The sequence below is a fragment of the Mesorhizobium sp. M7A.F.Ca.US.006.04.2.1 genome, assembly GCF_004022915.1.
Taxonomy (GTDB): Bacteria; Pseudomonadota; Alphaproteobacteria; order Rhizobiales; family Rhizobiaceae; genus Mesorhizobium; species Mesorhizobium ciceri.
In genome coordinates this window covers 1-7,188 of record NZ_RZQA01000267.1, presented here as the reverse complement: position 1 = coordinate 7,188, position 7,188 = coordinate 1, and the positions used below count along the sequence as shown (strand labels likewise).

Sequence of the window (7,188 nt, the reverse complement as noted above, 5' to 3'; positions counted from 1 at the left end):
GGAATAGCCGATCAGCCGGTCCTCGTCGGCGCCGCCCATGGTCGGTCCCCTGCTTTCGTCCTCCAGGGGAATCGTCGCGGTATAGCCTTTTACCGGATAGACGGGCAGGTCGATGCCGTAACGGCGCCCGAGCAGGCCGCTTTCCGGCCCCATCGAGATGACAACCGCATCGCCGGCGACCGGGCCGGCCGAAGTCATCACCGCGCGCACCCGGTCGCCCTCGATGTCGAGGCCTTCGACTGTCGTGCCGAACAGGAATTTGACGCCGAGCTTCTCGGCCGCATAGGCGGCCAGCCTGTCGACAAACTGCTTGGAATCTCCGGTCTGGTCGGTTGGCGAATAGACGCCGCCGGCAATCTTGTCCTTGACGCCGGCAAGGCCCGGTTCCAGCTCGACCAGCCGGTCGCGGCCGACGATTTCGATCGGCAGGCCGTGCTTGGCAAGATAACGGTAATTGTCGGTGCCGGTGTCGAGGCTCTTTTGCGAGCGGAAGAAATAGAGAATGCCCTTCTTGCGCTCGTCGTAATGGATGCCGGTCGCTTCCGAAAGCGCATTGATGCAGTCGCGCGAATAGAGCGCGAGCCTGAGCTTGATGTCGGTGTTGGCGCGCAGGCGCGCCACCGTGCACTGGCGCAGGAAACGCAGGCTCCAGGCGAGGAAATAGGGATCAAGGCGCAGCCTGACCTTGATGCCGAGATCATGGTTGTAGAGCCCGCGCAGGAAGGTCTTCAAAGCCGCCGGCGAGGCCCAGGCGGTGGCGTCACCCGGTGACACCAGGCCGGCATTGGACTGGCTGGTGCCTTGTGCCGCCGCCGGATGGCGCTCGATCACCGTCACCTCATGGCCGTCGCTGGCCAGATAATAGGCGGCCGCCGTACCGACGACACCGGCCCCGAGCACCGTTATTTTCATGCCATTCCCCCAAGATCTCCTCGCGGCGCCGCGCCTCCGCGCCTTGCCGCGAACGCCTTCAATAGCGCTTCGCTGCCCGGCTTGCGAGCCCTTGGGAGAACCCGGCTCAGCCGCGCGCGGAGTTCTTGCCGGTCAGGATGCGCTCCCAGGCGAGCGCGTCGGCGACGATCTGGTCGAGATCGTCGCGTTGCGGGGTCCAGCCGAGCTCGGCGCGGGCGAGATCCGAATTGGCAACCACCGCCGCGGCATCGCCAGGGCGACGGTCGCCCATCTTCACCTCGAAATCACGGCCAAAGGCACGGCGCACGCTGTCGATGACCTCCAGCACCGAATAGCCATGGCTGTAGCCGCAATTGGCGACGAGGCTCTGTCCCCCGGCACGCAGCCGCTGCAGGGCCAGGCGATGCGCCGCCGCCAGGTCGCTGACATGGATGTAGTCGCGCATGCAGGTGCCGTCCGGCGTCGGATAATCGGTGCCGAACACCTGCATGAACGGCCGCTTGCCGAGTGCCGTCTCGCAGGCGACCTTGATCAGATGGGTTGCGCCCGGCGTCGACTGGCCGGTGCGGCCCTTCGGGTCGGCGCCGGCGACGTTGAAGTAGCGCAGCGCCGTATAGCGCAGGCCATGCGCGATCGACGCGTCGCGCAGCATCCACTCACTCATCAGCTTGGACAGGCCATAGGGCGATTCCGGCGCCAGGCGGGCGTCCTCGCGCACCGGCTCCAGCCCGGCGCCGCCGTAGACGGCGGCGGTCGAGGAAAAGATGAAATTGGGCACGCCTTCGCGCACCGCGGTTTCGATCAGCGTGCGCGTCTTCGAGGTGTTGTTCTCATAATAGCTGAGCGGGTCGGCGACCGATTCCGGAACCACGATCGAGCCGGCGAAATGAATGATCGCGTCGACCTTGTTCTCCCTGATGACCGCGCCAACCAATTCCTTGTCGGCGACATCGCCGACGACCAGCTTGGCCTCCGGCGCCACCGCCCATTCGAAACCGGTGGAAAGACGGTCGAGAACGACCACGCTTTCGCCGGCATCCAGCAGCTCCCAGACCATATGGCTGCCGATGTAACCGGCGCCGCCTGTCACCAAAACTGTCATCCGCGTCCTCGCTTATCCAAGATTTATCGGAAACTGTCTCAACCCCGCTCTACTGGAAAGCCCGCCGCATGGCCATTGGACCCCTGGTAACCGGCATTGCCGGCCAGTGGCATTGTCCTGAAACAAAGTTCATCCACATCAAGGGAATAGGCCACGATCCGCGGTCGTTAGGAACAGGTCCGGGGCGTGGCATTTTGACCAAAAAGGCCAGGTGGACGACCAACAGGCCAATGATTATGATCCCGCGCAAAAATTGGGAAGTCGACATGAACTATCAGCGGTTCTTCGAGGAAGCGATCGACCAGCTCCATGCCGAGCGTCGCTACCGCGTTTTCGCCGACCTCGAGCGGATCGCGGGCAAGTTCCCGCGCGCCATCTGGCGTTCCAATGGCCGCGCCGAGGAAATCACCGTCTGGTGCTCCAACGACTATCTCGGCATGGGCCAGCATCCCGACGTCATCGCCGCGTTCCAGAATACCGCTGGCAAGATGGGTTCGGGCGCCGGCGGCACCCGCAACATTTCCGGCACCTCGAACCCGCTGGTAGAGCTCGAGCTGGAGCTTGCCGACCTGCACGACAAGGAAGCGGCACTGGTCTTCACCTCCGGTTTCGTCTCCAACGAAGCCTCGATCTCGACCATCGCGAAGCTTTTGCCCAACTGCCTGATCATCTCGGACGAATTGAACCACGCCTCGATGATCGAAGGCGTGCGGCGTTCCGGCGCCGAAAAGAAGATCTTCCGCCACAATGACGTGGCGCATCTGGAAAGCCTTTTGCAGGCGGCGGGGCGCGAACGCGCCAAGCTGATCGTCTTCGAAAGCGTCTATTCGATGGATGGGGACATCGCGCCGATCAAAGAGATCGTCGAACTCGCCGAGCGCTACAACGCCATGACCTATATCGACGAGGTCCATGCCGTCGGTATGTACGGGCCGCGCGGCGGCGGCATCACCGAGCGCGAAGGCCTGGCCGACCGCATCGACATCATCGAAGGCACGCTGGCCAAGGCATTCGGCACGCTGGGCGGCTACATCACCGGCACCAGCGCTGTGATCGACGCCGTGCGCTCCTATGCGCCGGGCTTCATCTTCACCACGGCACTGCCGCCGGCGATCGCTGCCGCCGCGACCGCGTCGATCCGCCATCTCAAGCGCTCGCAGGCCGAGCGCGACGCCCAGCAGCAGCAGGCCGCGAGAACCAAACACATCCTGTCGGCCGCCGGCCTGCCGGTGATGGATTCGCCGACGCACATCGTGCCGCTGCTGGTCGGCGATCCCGAGGCCTGCAAGATGGCCAGCGACCGCCTGCTCGGCGTGCACGGCATCTACATCCAGCCGATCAACTACCCGACCGTGCCGCGCGGTACGGAGCGGCTGCGCATCACGCCGACGCCGTTCCATTCCGATGCGCTGATCGCCGAATTGCAGGATGCGCTGGTCGAGACCTGGGATGCGCTCGGCATCCCCTACGGCTCCGCCGGTCGGCCTTCGGTGGCCAAGAGCGACCGCATCATTCCATTGCTGGTGCCCAAGTCAGGCGGCTGATGCCGTTTGGAACTCTACTCCGGCGGCCATCTGGCTCGCCGGAGCGATTTCAATTCGGGCTTCGTCAGCGGCTCAGGCGTTCTTCATCCACTTCGCCAGCCGGTGTGCCGCTTCCTCGATCTGGTCGAGACGGCGGTGGAAGCACAGCCGCAAAAACGCCTCACCGCCGGGGCCGAAAGCGGTGCCTGGCGCCAGGCCGACATTGGCCTTGTCGACGATGTCGAAGGCAGCGGTGCGTGAATCGGTGATGCCCTCGACGGTGAAAAACAGATAGAACGCGCCCTGCGGCACCGTAAACCCAGCGCGGCCGGTGGCGCCGAGGATGCCGCAGACAAGGTCGCGCGCCTTGCGCGCCCGCTCCACCTGTTCGGCGACGAAGGCGTCGCCCTCGTCAAGGGCGGCGACCGCACCGCGCTGCATGAACTGGGCGACGCCGGAGCTCGAATACTGGATCAGGTTCTCGAACACCTGCTGCAAGCTCGGATGCGTCTTGATCCAGCCGACGCGCCAGCCGGTCATCGCCCAGTTCTTGGAAAAGGAGTTGACGTACAGGATACGGTCTTCCGCCGACGCTATGTCGAGGAAGGACGGCGCGCGGCCGTGGCCATAGTGGAACAGTGAATAGATCTCGTCGGCGATGATCCAGAGGTTTTTCGCGCGCGCCAGAGCGAGGATCGCCTGCAAGGTCTCGTGATCGGCGGTCCAGCCGGTCGGATTCGACGGCGTGTTAATGAACAGCGCCTTTGTGCGCGGCGTGATCGAAGCGGCGATCTTCTCGATGTCGCAGGACCAGCCATTGCCGGAATGATCGAGCGTGACCGCGACTGGGACGGCTCCCGCTATCCCTGCTGCGGCATCGAAATTCGGCCAGGCCGGCGACAGGTAGACCACCTCGTCGCCGGCGCCGGCGAGCGCGTCGAGCGCCAGCTGGATGGCATGCATGCCGGAGCCGGTGACGATGAATTCTTCCTCCGGGAAATTCTTGCCGAAATGCCTGGCATAGTAACGGGAGAGTGCCTGCCTGAGATCGGGGATGCCCCTTTGCCAGGTGTAGAATGTCTCGCCGCCGGCCAGCGCCTTCGACGCGGCATCGGTGATGAAGGCTGGCGTCGGCAGGTCGCCTTCGCCGGCCCAGAGCGGAATCATGCCTTCGCGCAGGCGGCCGTAATTGACGACGGCGACAATGCCACTTTCGGGTGCCGCACGGGCCTCGGTGCGCAAGCTGTCGATCAGGGTCATGGGCGGATCCGTTTTTGGTCTGCGGTTTTCGTCAGCGGTCCTTACCAGATGCGAAAACAGAAAACCCCGGCCGCCAACGACCGGGGTTTTGGTCCAGCAATGCTGCCCGTGGTCAGCGCCTGGCGAGCAGATCGCGAATTTCGGTGAGCAGCGCGACGTCGGCTGGCGGCGGAGCCGCCGGTGCAGCGGGCTTCTCGCGCTCAAGCCGCTTGCGCATGTTGTTCACCGCCTTGACCATCAGGAAAATGATGAAAGCGAGGATAAGGAAGTTCAACGCGACAGTGATGAAGCTGCCGTAGGCAAAGACCGCGCCTTGCTTCTTGGCGTCGGCCAGCGAGGTGGCGTTGACGGCCGAGGAGAGGCCAAGGAAATAATTGTTGAAGTCCAAGCCGCCGAAAATCGCGCCGACGATCGGCATGATGATATCGTTAACAAGGGAATCGACGATCTTGCCGAAGGCCGCGCCGATGATGACGCCGACCGCAAGGTCCATCACATTGCCCTTGGAAATAAATTCCTGGAATTCTTTCAGCATTCGACCCTCCTTGTCGTGACTGGCCGAGCTGCCGTTTCCGTCCTTGCGGCATCGACCTGAGGCAACATAACAAAAACCTCCTGACGCAACATGGGTAAAAGGGAGAAAACAACCGCTTTCTCCTTACCTTACGGCACTTTGGGCGGCAGCTCTGCCGAATTTGACGCGTTGCGTACAAGGGCGTGAAATTTCATCCCCGCGATGCAAATCGACACAGATGCCGCCGAATCACTGCAAAACGACCACGCTGGACCAGATTGCCGCCGAGCACGGCATGGGCCCCTGGTTGTTGACGCGAGCGATCAATCGCTCTTTGCAAGGTTTCCCGCATTGACGGCACGGCAAAGCCAGCATTGAATTTCTGGAAATTATAGGCGTTTTCGCCTATAATGTTCTCATGAACATGCTCGAAACCATCAGCATTGATGTTTATCCGTGGGCGGCTCCAACAAAGGAGCAGCGCGCTTGGTTTGACGCGCTTTCGCCCGACGAGAAGCGGAAAGCGATTCAGGCGGCGATCAACGAAGGTTTTGAGAGCCCGGTCAGCGAAAAGTCGATCGACGACATTATTCGGGAAGCGCGTGCCGAACTCCCGCATGCGCCATAGGATAACGCATCGCCCCGAACGCGATCTGAAAGACATTTACCGACACACCTTCGAAAACCACGGCGCTCAGCGGCGATCTTCACCATAACGACACCGACGCGCCGCCCTGATAGCCGTCCTGCACAGCTCTGCAATGGACTCGGACGCCAAGCTGTGGTTGCGTCCGGGCAAGCCGGATAGAAAGACGGCAGAGGAGGAAAGTCCAAGCGTGCAGGGCTTGTTCATCGTCATCATCGCGGTCGCCTATGTGACGCTGCTGTTTGCCATCGCCAGCCTCGGCGACCGCCGCTCGGCCATCTCCGAGCCGAGCCGGGGGCGGCCTTTCATCTATGCGCTCAGCCTCGCGATCTACTGCACATCCTGGACTTTCTTCGGCTCGGTCGGTCTCTCTTCCGAACGCGGCCTCGAATTCCTCGGCATCTATACGGGCCCGGTGCTCGTCTTCGTCTTCGGCTTCCCGCTGCTCAACCGTATCGTGCGGCTGGCCAAGACCGAGAAGATCACCTCGATCGCGGATTTCCTCGGCGCACGCTACGGCAAGAGTTTCACCGTCGCGGCGATCGCCACGCTGATCGCCACCATCGGCGCGGTGCCCTATATCGCGCTGCAGTTGAAGGCGATATCCGGTTCGGTCAGCCTGATGGTCGAGCACTATACGGGATCGCCGCCTTCGTTCGATCCCTTCGTCAGCGACATCTCGCTGGTCGTCGCCATGCTGTTGGCGCTGTTCGCGGTGCTGTTTGGAACCCGTCACGCCGACGCCACCGAACACCAGGACGGGCTGGTGCTGGCGGTGGCGGTCGAAACCGTCGTCAAGCTCGCCGCCTTCCTGGCGATCGGCCTGATGGTCACCTTCCTGATCTTCGGCGGCCCAGGCGACATGTTCGACAAGCTCGCCGAGAACGCGCAGGTCCGGCAGGCGATGAGCTACAACACCTCGCTCGCCACCTGGCTGGTGCTGACGTGCCTCAGCGGCTTTGCCATCATCATGCTGCCGCGGCAGTTCTACGTCACCATCGTCGAAAACCGCGGCGAGGCCGAACTGCGCACCGCGACATGGGTGTTCCCGCTCTACCTCGTGGCGATCAACCTGTTCGTGCTGCCGATCGCCTTCGCCGGCCTGTCGCTGGTCGGCGCCGGAACCAGCAGCGATCTCTATGTGCTGTCGCTGCCCCTGTTCAGCGGCCATGATGTGCTGGCGATGGCGGCTTTCATCGGCGGCCTGTCGGCGGCGACGGCGATGGTGATC

General features: G+C 63.0%; 6 protein-coding genes and 1 pseudogene. 3 read left to right on the top strand and 4 right to left on the bottom strand.

What is annotated here, in order from left to right:
- A partial coding sequence (locus EN925_RS16070; protein ID WP_128336697.1) for an FAD-dependent oxidoreductase occupies positions 1-912 on the bottom strand: 912 nt, incomplete at its 3' end.
- Positions 913-1,018: 106 nt separating this feature from the next.
- Entirely contained in the window at positions 1,019-2,014 is a 996-nt protein-coding gene (galE, locus tag EN925_RS16065; RefSeq protein WP_127369917.1) for a UDP-glucose 4-epimerase GalE, read from the bottom strand.
- A gap of 266 nt (positions 2,015-2,280) precedes the next feature.
- Between galE and hemA the strand changes: the two genes are divergently transcribed.
- The gene (gene hemA / locus EN925_RS16060; RefSeq protein ID WP_127384508.1) at positions 2,281-3,558 is read left to right on the top strand and encodes a 5-aminolevulinate synthase; all 1,278 of its coding nucleotides are present in this window, start codon (positions 2,281-2,283) and stop codon (positions 3,556-3,558) included.
- Positions 3,559-3,630: 72 nt separating this feature from the next.
- Here hemA and EN925_RS16055 read toward each other — a convergent pair whose 3' ends face one another.
- Both EN925_RS16055 and mscL read right to left on the bottom strand, forming a co-directional pair.
- The gene (locus EN925_RS16055; RefSeq protein ID WP_127369353.1) at positions 3,631-4,797 is read right to left on the bottom strand and encodes a pyridoxal phosphate-dependent aminotransferase; all 1,167 of its coding nucleotides are present in this window, start codon (positions 4,795-4,797) and stop codon (positions 3,631-3,633) included.
- 112 nt (positions 4,798-4,909) lie between these two features.
- Positions 4,910-5,332: a large conductance mechanosensitive channel protein MscL gene (gene mscL / locus EN925_RS16050; protein ID WP_013533610.1), complete on the bottom strand. Its 423-nt coding sequence runs from the start codon at positions 5,330-5,332 to the stop codon at positions 4,910-4,912.
- Positions 5,333-5,729: 397 nt separating this feature from the next.
- On the opposite strand from mscL, the gene EN925_RS16045 reads away from it, so the two are divergent.
- Complete coding sequence (locus tag EN925_RS16045) at positions 5,730-5,939, top strand: hypothetical protein (protein ID WP_024503137.1); 210 nt, start codon at positions 5,730-5,732, stop codon at positions 5,937-5,939.
- A gap of 208 nt (positions 5,940-6,147) precedes the next feature.
- Positions 6,148-7,188, top strand: a pseudogene (locus EN925_RS16040) (hybrid sensor histidine kinase/response regulator); the annotation flags it as partial.